The 2,215-nt window shown below is 67.4% G+C and carries 1 protein-coding gene; it reads right to left on the reverse strand.

Annotation, left to right across the window (positions count from 1 at the left end):
- A partial coding sequence (locus tag A5775_RS08100; protein WP_156660616.1) for a condensation domain-containing protein occupies positions 1-1,619 on the reverse strand: 1,619 nt, incomplete at its 3' end.
- Positions 1,620-2,215 lie beyond the last annotated feature (596 nt).

The raw sequence follows: 2,215 nt of genomic DNA on the forward strand, positions 1-2,215 counted from the left end.
GGCAGCGCGGGGTCGATCGGCAGGTACGCCGCCCCGGACTTGAGCACCGCCAAGATCGACACGATCGCCTCGGCCGAGCGCGAAAACAGCAGCGCCACAAACTCACCCGGGCCCGCACCCTCCTCGAGCAGGACGTGCGCCAACCGATTTGCGGCCTCGTCGAGCTGCCGGTACGTCATCGACCGGTCCCCGAACGTCAGCGCCACCGCGTCCGGGGTGCGCGCCGCCTGCGCGGCGAACAACTCCACCACCGACACCGGCGTCGCCGCCCGGCCCAACGCCGCGGCGTTGCCCCACTCGTTGAGTCGGGCGCGCTCGTCCGCGTCGATGGCATCCAGTGACAGCAGCCGCCGGGTTGGATCGGCCGTCATCGCCGCCAAAAGCTGCTGCAGCCGCGCCGCCAAGTCGGCGGCCTCGAGATGCGACCACGGTTCCCACTTGCCCGCCGTGCTGAGAAACAGCTCGTCGCCGTCGCCGGAAAAGATGAGGCCGAAGCCGTCCGCCTGGCCGGAGTTCGTGTAGGACGCCGACGCCGTGACGCCGCCGAAGGGCAGCGTGAACGCCGACGGGATGAAATTGACGCTGACCCTTTCGGGCGGCTTCGTCAGGCCGCGAACCTTGCGTTCCAGCGCGTGCACCGGGAACCGCTGGTGCTCGATCGCTTCGTCGATGCGCGTCTCGACGTGCGTGCAGAAGGCGGCGACCGTGGCTTGCGGAGCGACGCTCAACACCAGCGGCACGACGCCGGCGACCATCCCGGGAAGGGTCTTCAGCTCCGGGCGCACGCGCCGGCTGACGGGGAAGTCGAGCACCACGTCCGCGCCCTCAGCGGACCATCCGCGCACCAGCAGCGCGCAGGCGGCGGTGATGACCGACGTCTGGGAGACGCCCCAGACCTGGGAGAACCGATCGACTCGGCGCAGCACGCCGGGGTCCAGTGCTATCGGGGCGGACGGCCACGGGTCACGCTCGCCGGCGCCCTGGGGCAGCCGGTGGTGCCCCTCGCTGTCCGGCGGGAGGTTCGCCGACCAATACGACTCGTCCGCCCGGTAATCAGCGGAACCTTCGTACTGTGTTTCGCAGTCGATCAGCTCCTGCAATGAGCCGAAGACGGCCGTCGGAATGGGGCCGGCGGCGACGATCGCGGAGTAGATCGAGGCGATGCGGTGACCGACCAGCCCGACGCCGGTCCCGTCGATCACGATGTGGTGGCAGCAGGCGAACAAGAAGTATTCGTTGCGCCGGGTCGCAAACAGGACGAACCGGAACAGCGGCCCGGTGAGCGCCATGGGCGTCCGCTGGATCGCCAACGCTCGCCGGCGCGCTTCCTGCACGGGATCGTGCAAGTCGGTCAGGTCGTCAAAGGTCAGTTCGACGTCCGGATAGTCGATTGCCCGCTGGAAAACCTGACCGTCCACCTCGACGAAGGCGACCCGGGTCGGTTCGGCTTCCTGCACCGCCTGCCGGATCGCCCATTGCAGGGCTTCGCGGTGGACCGGGCCGTCGATCCGCACGAACAGTCCGAGCTGCCACTCGGTATCGGAGTGACCGGTTTCGCGCGCCAGCCAGATATCTAGCTGTCCGCGCGTAAGCGGAAGTGCTTGATGATCAAGCTGCATCCAACTCCCCAACCACAGGGTCTCCCTTTCAACCCCCCGGTTGACTGAAGCCGCTCGCGCAGAAGCCCGGTCCGTTTCTGCTCGATGTAGCCCGGGCATCCGGCTCGGCCGCCTTGCGGCGCCCCACCCAGCAACCGGCTGGAGCGTCAGCAAGGCCGACCGCAACCGTCGTTGCAGTTCGTCGCTGACCGAGACGACCGAGCCGGCGGGTGTCGCTATCTAAGGCCGACGCTCACCGACTCCGAAAATCTCGTAGTCAACATGAGTGCAACAGTTGGGAGGCTAGTAGAGGAGCACCCTGCTAGTCCAGGTTTATTCAAACTTAATGTCCTGTGAATTACCGAAAACTGTATGTCGTACCTTAACAATCGGCTACTACGCATACTAGTAGTACTGATCAGGGGGGTTAACGCAACATACGGTATGGACTGGGTCAGCGGCGTTTTGCCATTCCGCCGCCACGCACGGCGGCCTGGCCGTTATCGCGGAGTTATAGGTACAGGGATTGGGCATGCAGCAGCGGGGGGGGGGGGGGGGGGGGGGGGGGGGGGGGGGGGGGGGGGGGGGGGGGGGGGGGGGGGGGGGGGGGGGGGGGG

The organism is Mycobacterium sp. 852002-10029_SCH5224772, from assembly GCF_001667315.1.
In the GTDB taxonomy this organism is placed as follows: domain Bacteria; phylum Actinomycetota; class Actinomycetes; order Mycobacteriales; family Mycobacteriaceae; genus Mycobacterium.